The organism is Paenibacillus sp. H1-7, assembly GCF_022354825.1.
Classification (GTDB): Bacteria; Bacillota; Bacilli; order Paenibacillales; family NBRC-103111; genus Paenibacillus_S.
This window is the reverse complement of record NZ_CP031168.1, coordinates 1,600,932-1,619,326: the sequence shown is the minus strand read 5'-3', so window position 1 is coordinate 1,619,326 and position 18,395 is coordinate 1,600,932. Positions and strand designations below refer to the sequence as shown.

Here is an 18,395-nt window from a genome sequence, read left to right as displayed (position 1 = left end):
GCATCGGGATTCATCATCCCCTTGCCGGTTTTCCGCCTTTTTTGTTATGTATGCGAATTATGTATGTATATTATGAAAGGAGCCTGCTGTATTCACTTGGCGTTTACGGAGCATCAGCTCTTCCGCCTTATCCGCGCTTAACGGAGGGCTGAACCAGTAGCCTTGAATTTCATTGCAATGATTGTTATGTAAAAAGCCCAGCTGCTCCTCAGTTTCGACACCTTCTGCAATAACCCTAAGGTTCATGTGTCTTGTCATCGAAATAATGGAAGCGACGATGGCCGCGTCATTCGGATCCGTCATAATGTCACGGACGAACGACTGGTCGATTTTTAATTTATCGATCGGAAATCGTTTCAAATAGGACAAGGAGCTGTAGCCGGTACCGAAGTCGTCAATGCTGATTTTCAAGCCCATCGACTTTAGCTCCAGCAGCAGCGACGTCGCGTAATCGACGTCCATTGTGCTGCTTTCCGTTATTTCCAGCTCCAAATAGGCCGGATCCAGTCCCGTGCGCTCGAGCACCTCGGCTACTTTATCCCGCAGGTTGGACTGCAGGAATTGGCGGGTCGACAAATTGACGGACACCGGGACATGAACGTGGCCTTGACTCTGCCACAGTTTGTTTTGCCGGCATGCTTCCTGCAAAACCCATTCTCCGATAGGCACAATCATTCCGGTCTCTTCGCTCAGCGGAATAAATTCATTCGGAGGAATGATTCCCTTCTCCGGATGATGCCAGCGCAATAGCGCTTCAAAACCGACGATAGCCCCGGTTTTGATATCCATTTGCGGCTGATATACCAGAACAAATTCGTTTTTGTTCAGAGCTTTTCTTAAATCGCTCTCGAGCGTCAGCCGCTTCATCGATATGGACTTCATATCCGTGTGGAATACCTGGAAGTTGTTCTTCCCTTTCTCCTTGGCCCGGGTCAGGGCTATATCCGCGCAGGTCATCAAGGAGCTCGCATCGGTTTCATCCTCCGTTAGAATGGCAACTCCGATGCTCGCCGTTACATGTACCTGATACTGCTCAAGCTGAAAGGGTTCATCCAATATTTGAAACACCCGCATAGCCAAATCGCGGACTTGATCCCGGTGCTGCAAATTGTTAAAAAGGAATGCGAATTCGTCGCCCTCGGTTCGTGCCAGGTAATCATTCTCCGATATGCATCGGGTGAAGCGTTCGGCCAGCTGCAGCAGCAGCATATCTCCGTAATCGTGCCCGAAGCAGTCGTTAACCATTTTGAACCTGTCGATATCCACATAAAATACCGCCAGCAAATGGCCGTGGCGATGAGCCGACGTCATGGCTTCAACCAATTGCGACGTAAACAGTCTCCGGTTCGGAAGGCCTGTCATATCATCGTAATAAGCCATATAGCGGATGCGTTCTTCGGTTCGCTTGGCCGCCGTGGTATCCTGCCCGATCACGATCATCCCGCTCAGCAGACCGCCTTCCATAATAGGTGCGGCCGTCGTCTCCAGGTCCAGCCGGAAGCCGTCCTTGTGCATAATGCCTGTGCGGAACGTTTGCGGCAATCCCTGCTTCACCTGATTGAGCGCTTCGATCGTCACGTCCGCGTACTCCTCGGCAATAAATTGCCGGAACGGCTTATCCTCAATCTCCTGTCGCGTATAACCGAGAAGCTTATCCGTGTTCGCATTCACTCTCATGATGACGCCCTCGCGGTCCATCAAGCACACGACATTCGGGTTATGCTCGAACAACGAGGCGAAGGCCCGTTCTTTTTCTTCCAAAGCCCGTGATACGGAAACCGAGGATCGGAAATATCGCACCTTCAGAGCCAAATTTGCCATATAAATTCCAAGCGTCAAGGCACCCAACGCCCAAACAAGCGGAACGTCAATACTCCAGGCGACATAGAGAAAAACTAGGAAATAACCGCAGGCTGCAATCCCTGCCCACTTCCCGACCGGTAATAATTCCGCTCCCTTTTTCATCATTGCCCCCCTATTCACGGTTTTTTCGACAATGAATTTCATTACTTGTTTCTACGTCAAGGGTCTTTTTTCCTGCATCTCATCACAAAAAACGCAATATTCATGTATATTTGACATCATTTTGCCATTTTTCGCCACTCACTGCTCCCAACGCGCCATCTTACGCTGTAGCATCGCTTTTTCGCACGCATTCCGCCCTCTGCACTAATACATAAGGATGGATTGCAGTCCCAGATTACATTTTATGCTTGATCTGCACTCTGATGAGCGTTTTTTTGTGTCCCTTAGAATTGGTAGCTATAACAAAAAAAACAGACTGCTCTCTGCAATCTGCCTGAACGGAACCGCTTCGGGAACCATGGGTTAAAGTACTGGCGAAGCTTATTTCGATTCATGATATCAATGCTGTAACCGGCACCGCAACGGAAGAGACGCCAAGTCTTGCTTATTGAGGCAAAAAAAATACCGCACGCAGAATATGCGTCGGTATGGGACGATGGCATGCAGCGCAGCCGCATGAGAACGGGATCGCCGATCCCTATTGCTTTTTAAACTTGAACGCGGCTTGAGCCAAACTAAACCACCCGAACAGGAAAGCGACGCCTCCGAACGGCGTAATCGCCCCTAACGGCTTAATTTCGGTAATACTCAGCACATACAGACTGCCCGAGAACAGGATGATCCCGATCAAGAGCGACCAGCCTGCCCGTACCAATGCCTTGTTCTCCGGCATAAAGGCAGCCGCCAGGCCAATGGCAATAATACCGAGCGAATGCATCATATGATATTGTACACCGGTTTCATAAATGGCCATCATCTCGGCCGACATGCTCTCTTTGAGCGCATGGGCACCGAACGCTCCGATAGCTACGGATAAGAAGGCGCAAATCGCTCCAATCGCAACAAAGCGTGAATTCATCATACTCACCTCCGCACAACCCAAACGGTAATTTAATCGCTTCCTCCATCATAATGGATTTCACAACCTGATTCCACTAGCTGCGCCCGGGTTCACAAAATGGACTTACCTCCGCATTGGCTTAAAACGCCGATCGACACGAGGAAGGCCTACACCGCAATTCCCCAGCCTAAAATCTCCAACAAAAAACCGGCCTCGCCTCAAGCGATAACAGCCGGATATGATATACCGCACTCTATAATGAATACATAGACTTGCAAAAGGAATTAGTAAATTTGACCCACATCATGTTGGCCGATGATCAGCGTCACAGACTCCAGATACACCCGGGTAGCGGCCGGGCTAGCCATCAGATCGGTTTCGATGTCGACGATTTTGACGCGCTGCTGCTTGCCTTCCCTCTTATCATAGACGACCTCAAACTGGCGCAGCCCCAACTGATATGTAATGACCGATGAACCGACGGCCAGTGCGAGCAATTCATGCTCCCCATGATGGAACAGCACCTCGGACATAATCTCGTCGTTCATATCAACAATTTTAACGGATTGGACAATGGAATATTGCATCGAATATCCTCCTTTGGATTTACACGGCTTTCCCAAATTTTCGACGCAATCCGCCATTATTCCTGCTTTTTCATGATTGCCTTTTCGTGAAATTTGTTACACATTCGCATATTTCATTATATGTAGGTCCATATTCCTGTATCAGGATGGCAAAAAAATAACCTGCCGATCCCGAAGATACGGCAGGTCTTCTTCCTATATTAAACGCTAGGCGTAAGCACGTACACAGCTCCCGCTTCTACAGGCAGCTCCATCAGGTCGCCCTGGTAAGCCGCTGCGACCGGCTGTCCCTCGCTCTGCGCTTGCAGCTTCAGGCCCGCATAAATGCGCACCGTGCCCGTATGCTTCGCGCGGATGACCGCTTGAGTCAGTACGCCCTGCTTCCACTCCAGGTCAACCTCGTACCCACCGCGGGCGCGCAAGCCGCTGATTTTGCCTTCGGCCCAAGCCTTCGGCAGCGCAGGCAGCAGCGCGAGCTCCCCGCCGTGAGACTGCAGCAGCATCTCGGCAATACCCGCCGTGCCGCCGAAATTGCCGTCGATTTGGAACGGCGGATGCGCGTCGAACAAGTTCGGGTAAGTCGATTTCGCCAGCAATGCGCGCACATTCTCGTAAGCGGTATCGCCTTCGCCGAGTCTCGCCCAGAAATTGATAATCCATGCACGGCTCCAGCCGGTATGGCCGCCCCCGTTAGATAGACGGCGCTCCAGCGTCCGTCTGGCTGCCGTTGCGAGTTCAGGCGTATGACGGGCATGAATCATTTCGCCCGGATGCAGCGCGAACAGCTGCGAGATGTGGCGGTGGCCCGGATCGTGCTCCTCGTAATCCTCGAGCCATTCCATAATTTGTCCGTGCTTGCCGATGGTCGGCTTCGGAATCCGCTCCAATGCAGTGGCGAGCTCTTCACGGAACGATTGGTCGATACCGAGCGCATTCGCCGCATCGGTGCATGCCGTAAACAGCGTGTACACGATCTGCATATCCATGGCAGGTCCCATGCACAAGTTGCCCTGAGTCCCGTCCGGAAGGATGAACTTGTTTTCCGGCGAGATGGACGGTCCCGTTACGAGGCGTCCCTTCGGATCCTCGACCATATATTGCAGCAGGAATTGGGCCGCTTCCTTCATAATCGGATAAGCGCGCTCGGCCAGGAAGCTGCGGTCCAATCCGAAGCGGTAATGCTCCCATAGATGAAGCGACAGCCAGGCGGCTCCGAGCGGCCAGATGGACGCCGTTACCAAAATGCCCTCAACATGCGTATCGCCCCACAGGTTCGTGTTGTGGTGGGCAACGAAGCCGTCACAGCCATAGACGTCGCGTGCCGTCACTCTGCCGTTCGGAAGCATGCTCTCGATCAGATCGAAGAGAGGCTCGTGGCATTCCGCTAAGTTCGTCAGCTCGGCCGGCCAGTAGTTCATTTCCGTATTGATATTGATCGTAAACTTCGATTCCCAAGGCGGCGTATAGTTATCGTTCCAAATGCCCTGCAGGTTCGCCGCGAAGCTGCCCGGACGGGAGCAGGATAAGAGCAAGTACCTTCCGAAATCAAAGAACAGCTGTACAAGCCCCAAGTCGTCGTTCCCTTCCTGAACTTTGTTCAGCCGAACGTCGGTAGGTAGCGCTTGTGCTGCAGAATCGGATGGAGAAGTCAGCTCCAGACGGACACGGCCGAACTTCGCCGAATAGTCCGCTACGTGATCGCGCTTCAGCTGCTCGTACGATTTGTGCGCTGCTTGCGTCAGCTGCTCCAGACAATGCTTCTCCGGATCGTCATAGCGGAACGTCGTATTGGCCGCCAGAAGCAGTGTTACTTCACTCGCCTGCTCCACAGACAGGAAGTCGCCGATCGTACGGACCGAACCGCCATTTACGATCGCCTTCAGCCCGGCACGGAATTGAACGCCGTCCCTGCCGCATTCGCCAAGCATCATGATCGTATCCGATCCGATACTTTTGGAGCCGCCGTCGAACGGTCTGCGCATGAAATGAACGCTGAACGTAAGCCCGCCCGGGTTATTCGTGGTCAGACGGATCGCCATGACGCCGTCTACCGTGCTGCTGAAATATTCCCTTTTATAATCGTACCCGTCTATTTGATAGCTAACGCTAGCGGCAGCCGTCTCCAAGTCCAGCTCTCTGCGGTAATGTTCTGCTTTTTGGTTATGATTCAAGAAATAAAACAGCAAGTCGCCCAAAGGCTGATACGGGTGCAAATATTTGGGGGCGGACATAAGAGCCATACGAGCCAGATGCTCCGCTTCCTGCTGCTTGCCTTCGAACAACAGCCGGCGAATTTCGGCCAAATGCTGCTGCGCTTCCTTGTTGTTCGCCTTTTTTGGACCGCCGTACCACACGGTATCCTCATTCAATTGAATTTTCTCCTGGGCTACCGTCCCATAAATCATCCCGCCAAGACGCCCATTTCCGATAGGAAGAGCCTCCTGCCACTTGCTAGCCGGTTGCTCATACCATAAGGTTGAGCGAGCTGCCGATTCTTTCTGTAAACTGGTCATGATGAGACTCCTTCCAACTATATAGAGTTGTTGCATTTGCAAATCTAATTAAGTACATCTTTTCTATTGTAAGAGAGTTGGACGTTAAATACCATGTAGAATGCTCACATGATTTTGCATAAAACTAAGGTAAACGTCCCGACACCCGAAAAAAGCAAAAAGCCGACACCTCTACAGCGTCAGCTTGTCCATGGTAGACACGATTAAGATTAAGATTGCTTGCGCAGCTTGGCATCCAGCACGAACGTTCCGAACGGTACAAGCGACGCGATAATGGCTCCGAAAATTTTCACGATATTCCAGCGGTGAACCAAAATGACATGTGCCAGAGCCAGCATGTAGAGGACGAACAACACGCCGTGAAGCATGCCGACGACTTTAACCGCTTGCGGAAAATCGGCAAAATATTTCAGCGGCATAGCGATTGCCAAAAGCACGAGGTAGGAAATTCCCTCATATAACCCGACAGCACGGAAACGCCCGATAGGGGTCTTGAACATGAATGCACCATCCTGTTCCATAATATTTAATCATGACAATGACATTATATAAAAAAAACCGCTTTTCTCCTATAAAAAGCGGCATTTGTCGGAAACTATTCACTTTTGCAATTTTGCGCTATTACTCAGTAAGCCCCGCGGATATGCTCATGAACCTCTCTTTTATAAAATTGCTCTATCCGCTGGCGTTCCGCGTCGGTAAATGAAGGCACCTCCAGCGCGCCGAGGTTGTCTTCGACCTGGGCGGTATTTTTGAAGCCGGGAATGACGCACGTGATATTCGGATTGTCCAAAATCCACCGCAACGACGCACGGGTCATATTGCCTCTGCCCTCTGCGATCCAATGCAGGCTGCGGCTCAAGGATACGCCTTTTTCAAATGGAAGTCCGGCAAACGTTTCGCCCACATTGAAGCTCTCCCCGTTCCGGTTATATGTACGGTGATCATCCGCATCAAACTTCGCAGTCTCCGAAAATTTGCCGGTCAACAGCCCGCTGGCCAGCGGCAGCCTGACCAATATGCCGACACCCCGGGCATGCGCCTGCGGAAACAGCTCCTGCTCCGGCTTCTGGCGGAACAGATTATAGATAACCTGAAGCGCCTTCACTCCGGGATATTGCAGACAGAGCAGCCCTTCCTCCACCGTCTCGACGCTGACTCCGTACTCTCTGATTTTCCCTTCCGCACGAAGCTTATCCAGCACTTCAAATACCGATCCGTCCCGCAAAATGGCAATTGGCGGACAATGAATCTGATATAAGTCGATGCGTTCGCGCTCGAGACGCTTCAAGCTTTGCTCGCAATACGCTCGAACCGAAGCTTCCGAATAAATCGAAGGATCGTGAATATCTCCGGCTCTGCAAAATTTGGTTGCAATATGGATGGAATCCTGCTTACCTATCGTCGCCTTCGCCAAAAGCTGCTCGCTATGGCCGTCGCCATACACGTCAGCCGTATCGAAGAAGTTGACTCCTGCTTCCATCGCACGATCCAAGGCGCGCAGCGATTCGCTGTCGTTCTTCTTGCCCCAAGATCCGCCTATAGCCCAAGTGCCGAAGCTGACCTCGCTTACCGACAATTCCGTCGAGCCCAGTTGTCTGTATTTCATTCACAATCCCTCCGCTTCCCAACTATATGATCATGATTCATGGATTCATTTCTTGAACGATTATACCTTAAAACAAACCCTTTAACTGGCTGCACGCATCGGTGTAAAATGCCGTCAGCCGGTCTTCCAGCCGATCCTTCGATTCATCGACCGAATGCCCTTCCCTTTCATACCATTCGAGCATCATCGCAAGTCCCGAAGACAGCGAGATCGACGCCTGATAGCCCGGCAAATCCAGCTTCAGCTTGCTGTTGTCGAATAGGCCGGAGTAGCTTTTCTCATAGTACAGATGAGCGAATAGATCGGGGTTCGCCTCCTTCAGCATGCTCGAGCTGATGTGAACGAGCTCCGGCTCGATTCCGAGCAGCTTGCCGAACTCCAAGTACAGATCCTGCCATACATGGATATCTTCATTGGTTGCATGATAATGCTGCCCGTACATCCGCTCATTGCCTGCGGCGCCTACGAAAGCCTTGGCTACGTCCGGCGCGAAGCTGAAGCTCCAAGGAATCGTACCATCGCCGAACATGACAAGCGGCTTCCGGCTGCGGATACGGTGGACGATGTTATAGTTTTGGCGCAGCACTCCCAGGTTCGCCGCCCCGATGCCGTAAGTCAAGGATGGCCGGATGATCGTCACGGGAAGCTCTCCCGCTTCGATGACCTGCTGCAAATACCGCTCCATTTCCGCTTTGTGGAATGCATAAGGAAACGCCGCATCTTCAACCAATTGCTCGGCATCCTCCGACGTGGGAACGGTCCGAAACGGCCTCTTGTAAGCCGCCGTGCTGGAGCAGACGATGATTTGACCCGACCGGCCCTGGAACGTTTCGACCGTTGACTGCGCGTCCTTGGCGTCAAACGAAATCATGTCGATCACGGCGTCGAACTGCCTGTCCTTCATCACTTCGCGGAATTGCTCGCGGTTCGCTTTATCGCCGACGATGCATTCGACTTCGCCCGAGAACAAATGGTTTTTGCTGCCGCGGTTGAATACCGCCACTTCATGCTGTCTTGCCAGAGCTTCCGCCACAATGGCGCGGCTGATTACGCCTGTGCCCCCAAGAACCAATAGTTTCATAATGGATGTCACCTGCCTTTTTCTTCAGTTTATCACATCATTTGATCCCCTGCTGGCTTCGATATTCCGACGGGGAGATGCCGACGATCTTTTTGAAGGTTTTCGTGAAATGCGGGTAATCCTCATAGCCGACCAGCGAGGCCACATCGACAATTCGAATATGGGGGACCGACAACAGCTCCTTCGCCTTCTCCATCCTCCGGTTAATCCGATACTGGACGAACGTTTCGTTAGTCATTTTCTTGAACAATGCGCTAAAATAAGTCGGAGTCAGGCCGATCATGGCGGCTACCTGATCCAGCGATATTTCCTGGGACAGCCTGCTGTCGATATAGGCTTTGGCCTCCTCCATCGGGTCACGGTAATTTCCTTTACGGGAGATGAGCAAGTGCTCGGCGATTTGGTGCAGGACGCCGTCGAAACGTTCGAGAGCAGCCATGATGCTTTCCCCATGGATACTCTGATACACAAACTCTTTTTCCTTGCCCGGCTGCTTGTCTTGAAAGCGCTTAACCAACATCGTTATGCAATCCACCAGCAGCTCCTTCACCTGGCTTAACGATAAATTGGACGAGAGACAGTATTCCCGCCACTGCTTCATCACCGCGTTCAGGTCGCTCATCTTCATCGACCAAATCGACTGCTCCATCCGATCTATCCATTCCATATAGCGGGATACCGAAATATAGCCCGAGGAAGACTGTTGCGCCAGGTTGTTCAACACCTCATGGAGCTCCGTCACTTCCAGCGGCTTTAGAAGGTACTGCTTCACACTGTAGCTGATCGCCTTTTGCGCATATTCGAAATCGCTGTAGCCGGATAGGACGGCTGTTTGGATGTGCGAATACTCATCATGGATTTTCTGGCATAATGCGAGGCCATCCATCTTGGGCATGCGGATATCCGTCAAGACGATGTCAGGCTCAAGAGCACGAATTTTGTCCAGGGCGTCAAGTCCGTTCTCCGCCGTTCGGATTCCCGTAAAGGCAGGTGCATACACCTCCGCCATCTTCACCAGTCCCAAGCGGATAATCGGTTCGTCATCAACAATAAGCAACTGCATGGACGCTCTCTCCTCTCATGCCGCAACGGTACGATACTGAACCGGCAGTTTGAAAAAAAGGAGCTGCCCGCAAGGTGTTCCCTTGCAGCAGCCCCCGATGATTGCCTGATACGAAGAATGAGCTGCTAATTCGGATGCTTAATCTCCACTTTTCGCCCTTCCGTACTCGATATTTTCGCGAAATGCACCAGCGTCTGGGTTTTCAAATAATCGGACCCGCTAGTTTCCGCTTCCCTCTGCTCCTCGAGCGAGGCCAAAAATTCCTTCAACGTATCCGGAGCTTGGACATCGGAATAATCGTCGATCTTGGTCGTAACGCCGTCGCGAATATGGTAAATGACCTGATCGATGTATTCGATCGTCCCTTCCGTTCCTTCAATACGCCAATTGCCCGCCCACGGAGTCTGGTTCCCTCTGGAAGCGATGGATGCGGTATAGCTGACCTTGATGCCGCCTTCCATATCGATAATCGCATTCGTATTGATTACGGCTCCTTCTTCTTCCCAGCCGCCGATCGGATTGTACAGCTCCGCATAAACGCTTTGTCCCTCGGCGCCGCTCAAATAACGGATCATATCAAAATGGTGTACGCCGATGTCGTCCAGCAGGCTTACCGTATATTTGCGCTGAACATGATGATAACGGTAAAACAGTATATCTATAGTAGAAATGCGTCCAATCGCTCCTTGCTCGAGCAGCTGCTTCAGCTTGCGAATCCCTGCGTTGCAGCGGTAGTTCTCGGCGATCATGAACGAGATGTTCTCCCTCTCGGCGCGCTGCACGATTTGAATCGATTCCTCATAGTCAAAGGAAATCGGCTTCTCGCACAATACCGGCAGCTTGCGGTCGAAAGCCGCATTGTTGACTACAGTATGAGCCATCGGGGAAGTTACGTTCACGAGGAAATCGGCCTGCTCCTTGTCCAATGCTTCGGCAAGCGATGTATAGAACGGGAAATTGTCGCTTCCCATCTTCTCTTTCATTGCAGGATCCGTTTCTACGACGGCCGCAAGAAGCCCTCGGTCTCTCAATCTTTTGTACCAGGAAAATCCCGCCACGCCAAACCCTACCAAAATCGCTTTCATCGCAATACTCCCCTTCGGCTGCATAAATGAATGAATTAGTTCAGTGTAAATCCGTATCTCTCGGCCGCGCTATGGTACAGCCAGTCTTTGGCCACCTGAATAGCCGTATCGTAATCGATCCAGCCCAGCTGCATTTGCTGGTACAATACCTCGGCGATCAGCTTCTTGACCATCAAAATTTTGCCGTAGCTCCACTCGATGCAGCGGGCATCGGAAACGATCAGCGAGCTCTTGATTGCCGGAAGCGCCTCCAGACGGTACTGCATCATGTCCCGGTAAGTGCTGGCACGGAAGTTGAACCACCACATGCCCCCGACATGGACGTTAGGGTAGTTCCATGCCGCCTGAACAACGTCCAGATTGTTAAGCTCGGAAGCTACGACCAGCTCGAATTGAATCTTGTAACGCTCAAAGAGCCCGTTCAGCTTCACGATGCGCAGCGGGTCGTTGACAGGCACGGCCGTGTTGCACCAGGAGCGCTCTACGCCAAGGAATAATTGCAAGAACAAGCCGTGTTCCTCCAGCGCTTCGCACACAACATGAAGCACCTTCATCATAAGCTGGTCACGGGTCGCTTCCTCCAGAGCATACGTCGCATTCGCTTTGGCGTCATAGCCTGGCAGCGTCGTCATAATCCCCGGACAGCCGCGTTCCTTAATATCGGATACCAGCTTGAATACGGCGCCGCGCACTTCCTCCAAAGCTTGCTCTCGCTGCTCCGCCTGATGCACCGACTTTGTCCATTCGAAAATTTTGCCGTCGATTCTCGGAATTAGAATGGCATTGCGATCCATATTCAGAAACTCGGCGTGCTCAGGAATATTCGTCACAAACGCACGAATGTTCAGCTTATCGGCAACCTGCTGCGCCCAGCCCGGTTGTGCGCTCGTCGCGCGGACAGCGGCGTCGGCTCTCCGGATCGAATCCGCATCCTTGATTTCGATACCGTACAGATTTTTGAAAATATTCGTAAAAATCCAGTTCATCAGCGTGTTGCGGGATTTTTGATATGCTGTCAAAAAGGCCTCTATACGCTCATCCTCGGGCAGCTCCATAGCTTGATCCGGATACCCCGCCGCTTGCATTTCGCGGTTCAGCCAGAAATAGTGAGCGATTTCCCAAAAATCTCTTGCCCCAAGGCGGTCCCCCACCAAATGGGTGTGTGTATCCAGTACGTCAAACCCCATAATCTCTTCCATGAATGCTTCATGAGTCAACATGCGAGTTGTTCCCTTCTTCCATTTGATAATAAGGTCCCCATCCATCATACACCTTGATGGTCATGCCTTCCATGGCGTTAGTTTCAAAGATAGTTGTCATTTTTTATGATTACTATGGGGAAATTTCATGATTAAATCCATAATATACCAATTCTTATATAAGAGGGTCACCTTCACCCAATTTTGTCCGAATTTCGATCAAATATTGAACATTTATTGAACGAACATGGCAAAGTATGCTATACTGGTTACAAGAAAACACTTACAAAGGAAATGGAAGTGATCATTATGACGACGAAGACCGCATCCGTAAGCAGCGTACGTCACAATGAGCGAGATGTACAGCGTCTTGTCAACTGGATGACCGCCGCCGCATGGGTTATTCTTGGAATCGGCGTTTTAATGTGTTTGTTTAATTTGAATCATTTCAGCGACCGGAACACCTCTTTAATGGTAGGTTTGGGTTTCATGGTCGGAAGCGTTCATATTTATGTCATCCGCACGGCGATTCATCTCGTTCATTCTCGTAAGCAAGAGGCAGACGATGTCAACAGCCAATCATAACTTGTCCGATATGTGACAACGTTTTACCGTAAAACCCCTCTAAGCAGCGTCTAAGAGGGGTTTTTTGTTTGCCAAAAATTAATAATCATCTTTTTCGTGAACTTTGTTTTACAGAAAAAAGTCGAAACGTTGACGTATTTGTTAACAGCGGCGAAATCTCGTTTAATATCTGTTATCGTATGAAATAGATAAGAACGTTCCATAATTCACAACCGTTTCGAACGTTCGGCATTACTAAGAGAGCTGGAGATGATAATGTATGCGAATCACGAAAAAAGCGGCTCGAATAGCGGCACCGCTGCTCTTCCTTGCCATGCTTGTGCTCTTGTCGGGCTGCGGGCAATCCTTGATGGTCATGGATCCGAAGGGGCCGATAGCAGCAGGGCAAAGAGATCTCATTATTACTGCATCGATATTGTGCGGTATCATATTGGTTCCTGTGCTCGTATTGACCGCTTTTATTGTTTGGCGCTACCGCGACAAGCCGGACAATAAAGCTTCCTATAAACCCAACTGGTCTCACAGCACGACAATGGAGATTGTTTGGTGGGGAATTCCGATCGTTATCATCGCCATATTGGCTGTTGTTACGGTAAGAGAAACGTATGCGCTGGAGCCTTCCAAGCCTCTTGAATCAGACAAAAAGCCCATCGTGGTGCAAGCCACTTCGTTGGACTGGAAATGGCTCTTCACTTATCCTGAGCAAGGCATCGCTACCGTGAACTATATTGCGATTCCGGAGGATACGCCGATCAAATTCGAGCTGACGTCGGATGCGCCGATGAACTCGTTCTGGATTCCTCAGCTTGGCGGTCAAATGTACACCATGTCCGGCATGGCCATGACCTTGTTCCTGCAAGCCGATGAGCAAGGAGTTTACTACGGTACGGGCGCCAATTTCAGCGGCAAGCATTTTAACGACATGAAATTCCAGGTGCATGCCACATCGGACGAACAATTTAACAATTGGGTCCGCAACATTAAGGAAAGCTCCAATCCTTTAACCATGGATGGCTATAACCAGCTCGCGACACCGGGTGTGTCCGGCAAGCAGCTGTTCTCCGCGTTCCCGGAAGGATTGTTTAACAAAATCGTTACGAAATACGGTGTCGGCGGCCACGCCAATCACGGCTCCAGCGGACAAACTTCCGCTCCTGCCCATCAAGAGCAGCCAAAAGCGGACACCAACAATAAAGCCGGCCAAGGGGCAAAAACACAAGAGACACCCCAACAGCATTCCGGTCATCACTAACGAAAGGGGGCATACACATGCTGGATAGTATAAAAGATTTTGCATCGTGGTTTTTCGTAACGGGCGATCCGCTGATTCTCGGAGCCCAAGTCAGCATCGGGCTGGCCATGGTCGCCATCGTGTTCGCGCTCTCCTATTTTAAAAAATGGGGCTGGCTGTGGCGCGAATGGCTGACAACCGTTGACCACAAGCGTATCGGTATCATGTATATTTTATGTTCCATCCTTATGCTGTTCCGCGGCGGCGTCGACGCGCTGCTCATGCGGCTTCAGCTCGCCATGCCCGACATGAAGTTTCTGGAGGCGGAGCACTATAACCAGATCTTCACTACGCACGGCGTCATTATGATCTTGTTCATGGCGATGCCGCTCATGTTCGGCTTGTTCAACATCGTCGTTCCGCTGCAAATCGGGGCACGTGACGTCGCTTACCCGTTCCTGAACTCGCTCAGCTTCTGGATGTTTTTCTGGGGCGCGATGCTGTTCAACGTCTCCTTCGTTATCGGCGGCTCGCCGGACGCAGGATGGCTGGCTTATCCGCCGTTGTCGGAGCTGTCGCATAGCCCTGGCGTCGGACAAAACTTTTATATTTGGGGCATTCAAGTATCCGGTATCGGAAGCTTGGCGACAGGGATTAACTTTATCGTCACTATCTTGAAAATGCGCGCGCCAGGCATGAAGCTGATGAAAATGCCGATGTTCACCTGGTCGGTATTCTCCAGCTGCATCATGATCATATTCGCTTTCCCTATTTTAACCGTAACCCTTGCCTTACTATTCCTGGACCGCTTCGCCGGTGCGCATTTCTTTACGCTCGATGGCGGCGGCAACCCGATGATGTACATTAACTTGATATGGATGTGGGGGCACCCTGAGGTTTATATCGTCGTCGTTCCGGCGTTCGGTATTTTCTCGGAAATCGTGGCAACCTTCTCCAAGAAAAAGCTATTCGGTTATTCGTCCATGGTATTCGCCATGATCAGTATCGCTGTTCTTTCCTTCTTTACATGGGCTCACCACTTTTTCACGATGGGCTCCGGGGCCAATGTTGCGGCCTTCTTCGCGGTTACAACCATGCTTATTGCCATACCGACAGGCGTAAAGGTATTTAACTGGCTGTTCACCATGTTCCGAGGCCGGGTATCCTATCCGACACCGATGCTGTGGACCGTCGCTTTTATTCCATGCTTCGTTATCGGCGGGATGACCGGGGTTCTGCTCTCGGTAGCTCCGGCAGACTTTCAGTTCCATAACAGCTACTTCCTGATAGCGCATTTCCACCAGGTGCTGATCGGCGGCGTTGCGTTCGGTTACTTCGCAGGGTTGTACTACTGGTGGCCGAAAATGTTCGGCTTCAAGCTCAACGAGCATTTGGGCAAATGGGCGTTCTGGCTGTGGAACATCGGTTTCTATGTATGTTTCATGCCGCAGTATTTCTTGGGTCTCGACGGAATGACCCGCCGTACGTACACGTACGATTTCGATATGGGCTGGGGGCCTCTGAACCTGGTATCCACTGTCGGCGGCTTCTTGATGGGAATCGGGTTCATTTTCCAAGTATGGCAAATCGCCTACAGCATTAAACACAATCAACGCGACGTTACAGGCGATGCCTGGAACGGACGCACGCTGGAATGGTCCATCCCTTCCCCTGCACCGCTGTATAATTTTGCGCGAGTGCCTCAGGTGAATCATGTAGACGAATGGTGGGAGCAAAAGCAGCAGCGTGAGCAAGGGATCGTGCCTGCACCTGAGACGCCGCTGGAACCGATCCATATGCCGAAAAACTCGGCGATTCCGTTCGTCAAGTCGACTCTATGGTTTTTCGCCGGCTTCGGCTTCGTATGGGGCTGGATGTGGCTGGCAATTCCGGCTATGATCGGCGTATTGATTTGCATGATCGTCCGTTCGTTCTCGTATGACACGGACTACTATATTCCGGTAGATGAAATTAAGCAGACGGAAGCTGCATTAAGGGGGGCGAAAGCGTAATGGCACATTCGGCAGCAACACATGCTCACGATCATCACGAGCACGAGCATCATGACCATGAATCGCTCAAAACGTTCGGCTTCTGGCTGTTCCTGATTACAGACTGTATCCTATTCGGCACGTTGTTCGCCACCTATATCGTACTTCGCGGCAATACCAGCGGCGGCCCTACGCCGGAAGAGCTGTTCCAAATGCCCGGCATTATCGCCGAAACGTTCATCCTGCTCACGAGCAGCTTCACGAGCGGTTTGGCCGTTCTGGCCATGCATAAAGGCAACGTGAAGCAGCTCATCGCCTGGCTGGGCGTTACGGTTTTGCTCGGCGCGTCCTTCGTAACGCTGGAGATTATGGAATTCGTGCACATGGTGCACGAAGGGGCTACGATGCAGACGAGCGCATTTTTGTCCGCGTTCTATACTTTGGTCGGCACGCACGGATTGCACGTTTCCCTCGGCTTGTTCTGGATGATCGGCCTGATGCTACAGTTGAAAAAACGCGGCATAACGCCGGTAACAAAGCGTAAAGTCGACGTTATCAGCTTGTACTGGCACTTTCTTGACGTCGTATGGATTTTCGTCTTCACGGTCGTTTACTTGATGGGGGTGATGTAAGATGAGTCAAGCAAATTCGAACTCGCACGGCCAGCATTCGCATTCCGGGTCTCACGGGTCGTTGAAATCTTATGTCATCGGCTTTATCTTATCGATCGTACTGACGATCATCCCGCTGGTCGTCATATTGAACGGGATGTTCAGCGAAACGGCCCGCATTGCGATCATTTTGCTGATGGCGATATTGCAGTTCGCGGTTCAGCTTGTGTTCTTCATGCATTTGAAAGAAGGCGAGAACGCCCGCTGGAACATTATGGCCTTGATTCTCGGCATCATCATCTTGCTGACGATCGTGGCCGGATCGATCTGGATCATGACCTACAACCAGGTCGCACATTAAGTTGTCTGTAGGAGAGACTTTCGCTCTATGAAGAGCGGAAGTCTTTTTTTTGCAACCAACTGCAACAAAATGCACATAAATCCCGTCAGAGATACTGTAATCGACTTTATTACATAAGGTAACCCTACAAAAGGAGAATCAGATGATGACGAAACGTACGAACAAATCCAATATAGTCAAACAAGGGGTCGCCCTCCTGGCGCTTTCCGTTGCGCTAACCGGTGGAGCAGCTTATGCCGCGCCTAACGATGCGCCAGCAGCCGTTCAAGCACAAGCCCCAACCGCTCAAAAGGACATTCAAATTACCGTGAACGGTAAAGCGGCAGCCCTCCATGGGTTTCAATTATACGACGGCAAGGAAGCAATGCTGCCTCTTCGCGCCGTAGCAGAAGCACTTGGTTTCACCTTGACGTGGAATCAGGAAGATTTGTCCGTTGATTTGAGCAAGGATGCCATTTGGACGAAGGTGAAGAACGGGGAAGACCGTTATACGATCAATAAAATGTACAAGCCGCTTGGCACCGCGCCTGCCCTGGTAGACAACACCATGTATATCCCGGCTTCCTTCGTGCAGGAAGTGTTAAGAGCTAATGTCGTGACCGAAGGAGGGACGGTTGCCATTACGGAACAGAAGAAGCAGCAGCATGTGAACGCAACCGGCGTCATTACAGCGATTCGCGATGCGAACGGGCACAAGGCGGTTCAGATCAACGGCGTGGCCATGGACGGGCTCGTACTGAACGTTTCCGATGAAACAGCGTACCAGACTGCCGACGGAGCGCCGCTGAAGTTTACCGACCTTGTTCTGGGCATGAAGGTAGAAGTTGAGCATTCCTTGGCCGCGACATTAAGCTTGCCTCCGCAAACGCCGACATTCAAGATTACGGTGCTTGATAAAGCAGAAGCAAAGGACGTTATCGGAACAGCCGGAACGATCGAGGAAGTGCGTACCGACGACAAAGGAGCGGTTAGCGTGCGGATCAAAGGCACTGGATTAACCGAAACGTCCCCTTCCGAGGTTGTGCTGCGTCTGTCGGAGCAATCCGTCCTTACGGATTTGAAAGGTGAAGCGATCGATAAAGCGACGCTCGTTCAAGGCGCGAAAGTGATCGGTTTCTACGACGGTGTCTTGACGAGAAGCCTGCCTCCAATCGGCACGGCTTGGAAAATCGTTCTTCAAGCGCAAGCGGAATAAGCACGATTTTGAAGTAGCGAGTTCTCATAAAGGGTTGTTCTTCTGGCGTGTGGTTCCGCTGGGGAGCGGCCCTTTTTTTTCGTAAGAGGTGCTGTTGAGCCATAAGGAGAAATCGTCTAGCAAGGCCACTCGATGGTGCTCCACGCTAGTGCCACGACCTAACCGGTCAGAACGAATGCGCGGTAAGGTTGGTAAGGCATCTCAGAAGGAGCGCTAACGCTAAAGCCTCTTTCGTTTCTGGAAATTGCCGCTGAAAAAGCGATACAAGCATTTACTTGGTTGATGCGGACCGCAGATCCGTTATTTTGCCAAAAATGGCTCAATTCGCAGGTCGATCGGACTACAGATCCGTTATTTAGCCAAAACAAACTACATTATACGGTAATATTAGCAAATAACGGATTCCTTGTCCGATAGC

Annotated in this window: 16 protein-coding genes; 6 read left to right on the top strand and 10 right to left on the bottom strand. The window is 51.2% G+C overall.

Annotation, left to right across the window (positions count from 1 at the left end; genetic code table 11):
* Nucleotides 1-57: 57 nt before the first annotated feature.
* The 10 genes from DVH26_RS07320 to DVH26_RS07275 all read right to left on the bottom strand — a co-directional run bounded on the left by DVH26_RS07320 (nt 58) and on the right by DVH26_RS07275 (nt 12,024).
* Entirely contained in the window at nt 58-1,968 is a 1,911-nt protein-coding gene (locus DVH26_RS07320) for a putative bifunctional diguanylate cyclase/phosphodiesterase (RefSeq protein WP_239632744.1), read from the bottom strand.
* A 535-nt stretch (nt 1,969-2,503) separates the two neighbouring features.
* Nucleotides 2,504-2,884, bottom strand: a complete 381-nt coding sequence (locus tag DVH26_RS07315) for a DUF423 domain-containing protein (RefSeq protein ID WP_239635305.1) — start codon at nt 2,882-2,884, stop codon at nt 2,504-2,506.
* A 266-nt stretch (nt 2,885-3,150) separates the two neighbouring features.
* Complete coding sequence (locus tag DVH26_RS07310) at nt 3,151-3,453, bottom strand: hypothetical protein (RefSeq protein ID WP_239632742.1); 303 nt, start codon at nt 3,451-3,453, stop codon at nt 3,151-3,153.
* Between the two features lie 200 nt (nt 3,454-3,653).
* The gene (locus DVH26_RS07305) at nt 3,654-5,966 is read right to left on the bottom strand and encodes a glycoside hydrolase family 95 protein (RefSeq protein WP_239632740.1); all 2,313 of its coding nucleotides are present in this window, start codon (nt 5,964-5,966) and stop codon (nt 3,654-3,656) included.
* Nucleotides 5,967-6,175: 209 nt separating this feature from the next.
* Complete coding sequence (locus DVH26_RS07300) at nt 6,176-6,466, bottom strand: DUF3817 domain-containing protein (RefSeq protein ID WP_239632738.1); 291 nt, start codon at nt 6,464-6,466, stop codon at nt 6,176-6,178.
* A 125-nt stretch (nt 6,467-6,591) separates the two neighbouring features.
* Complete coding sequence (locus tag DVH26_RS07295) at nt 6,592-7,575, bottom strand: aldo/keto reductase (protein ID WP_239632736.1); 984 nt, start codon at nt 7,573-7,575, stop codon at nt 6,592-6,594.
* A gap of 67 nt (nt 7,576-7,642) precedes the next feature.
* Nucleotides 7,643-8,656: an NAD-dependent epimerase/dehydratase family protein gene (locus tag DVH26_RS07290; protein WP_239632734.1), complete on the bottom strand. Its 1,014-nt coding sequence runs from the start codon at nt 8,654-8,656 to the stop codon at nt 7,643-7,645.
* 37 nt (nt 8,657-8,693) lie between these two features.
* Nucleotides 8,694-9,719 carry a response regulator transcription factor gene (locus DVH26_RS07285; RefSeq protein WP_239632732.1) on the bottom strand — a complete coding sequence of 342 codons (1,026 nt, stop codon included), beginning with the start codon at nt 9,717-9,719 and terminating at the stop codon, nt 8,694-8,696.
* A 125-nt stretch (nt 9,720-9,844) separates the two neighbouring features.
* On the bottom strand, nt 9,845-10,804 hold the full coding sequence (locus DVH26_RS07280; RefSeq protein WP_239632729.1) for a Gfo/Idh/MocA family protein: 960 nt from the start codon (nt 10,802-10,804) through the stop codon (nt 9,845-9,847).
* Nucleotides 10,805-10,839: 35 nt separating this feature from the next.
* Entirely contained in the window at nt 10,840-12,024 is a 1,185-nt protein-coding gene (locus DVH26_RS07275) for a glucuronate isomerase (RefSeq protein ID WP_239632727.1), read from the bottom strand.
* Nucleotides 12,025-12,312: 288 nt separating this feature from the next.
* On the opposite strand from DVH26_RS07275, the gene DVH26_RS07270 reads away from it, so the two are divergent.
* The 6 genes from DVH26_RS07270 to DVH26_RS07245 all read left to right on the top strand — a co-directional run bounded on the left by DVH26_RS07270 (nt 12,313) and on the right by DVH26_RS07245 (nt 17,977).
* A complete protein-coding gene (locus tag DVH26_RS07270) occupies nt 12,313-12,588 on the top strand; it encodes a hypothetical protein (protein ID WP_239632725.1) in 276 nt (91 codons plus the stop codon).
* A gap of 259 nt (nt 12,589-12,847) precedes the next feature.
* Nucleotides 12,848-13,840, top strand: a complete 993-nt coding sequence (gene cyoA / locus DVH26_RS07265) for a ubiquinol oxidase subunit II (protein WP_239632723.1) — start codon at nt 12,848-12,850, stop codon at nt 13,838-13,840.
* A 17-nt stretch (nt 13,841-13,857) separates the two neighbouring features.
* The gene (locus DVH26_RS07260; protein ID WP_239632720.1) at nt 13,858-15,831 is read left to right on the top strand and encodes a cbb3-type cytochrome c oxidase subunit I; all 1,974 of its coding nucleotides are present in this window, start codon (nt 13,858-13,860) and stop codon (nt 15,829-15,831) included.
* Nucleotides 15,831-16,442 (top strand): cytochrome o ubiquinol oxidase subunit III, encoded by a 612-nt coding sequence (gene cyoC, locus DVH26_RS07255; RefSeq protein ID WP_239632718.1) that lies wholly within the window; start codon nt 15,831-15,833, stop codon nt 16,440-16,442. The genes DVH26_RS07260 and cyoC overlap by 1 nt, the downstream gene beginning before the upstream one ends.
* A gap of 1 nt (nt 16,443) precedes the next feature.
* Nucleotides 16,444-16,782 carry a cytochrome o ubiquinol oxidase subunit IV gene (gene cyoD / locus DVH26_RS07250; RefSeq protein ID WP_239632716.1) on the top strand — a complete coding sequence of 113 codons (339 nt, stop codon included), beginning with the start codon at nt 16,444-16,446 and terminating at the stop codon, nt 16,780-16,782.
* A 142-nt stretch (nt 16,783-16,924) separates the two neighbouring features.
* Nucleotides 16,925-17,977 (top strand): copper amine oxidase N-terminal domain-containing protein, encoded by a 1,053-nt coding sequence (locus DVH26_RS07245; RefSeq protein ID WP_239632713.1) that lies wholly within the window; start codon nt 16,925-16,927, stop codon nt 17,975-17,977.
* The last annotated feature ends 418 nt before the right edge of the window (nt 17,978-18,395 follow it).